We start from the raw sequence: 360 nt of genomic DNA, 5'->3' as shown, positions 1-360 counted from the left end.
CTCTTGTGTATGGTAACGTTTCATTAACACGTCCTTTTTTATCAAAATAATGAAATATCGCCAATCTGTTAGAACCTGTTTATAGTCTCATAAATATGTTAGGATGTATGCAAAAACAGGAGATGAGTGTATGTCTTATCCAAGTGATATCAGCCGTGAAAAATTCGAGATCATTCGTGAGGAACTAGAAACGTTTAGCAAACGCACGAGTCCGCGAAAGTATGACCTTTATGATGTGTTCAATGCACTACTCTATGTTCTGAGTACAGGCTGCCAGTGGCGTGCTTTACCAAGAGATTATCCCAAATGGCAAAATGTTTACCGCTACTATGCAAAATGGAGTAAATCCAATGCCGAAGG

The 360-nt window shown here is 38.9% G+C and carries 1 protein-coding gene; it reads left to right on the top strand.

The features are described from left to right. Positions 1–130: 130 nt before the first annotated feature. Positions 131–360: transposase (locus tag FS458_RS20465; protein WP_186320672.1), on the top strand; the 230-nt coding region annotated here is incomplete at its 3' end.

This window comes from Fictibacillus phosphorivorans, from assembly GCF_007673525.1.
Taxonomy (GTDB): domain Bacteria; phylum Bacillota; class Bacilli; order Bacillales; family Fictibacillaceae; genus Fictibacillus; species Fictibacillus phosphorivorans_C.
Note: the sequence above shows the minus strand (reverse complement) of the source record. Positions and strands in the feature narration are given on the sequence as shown.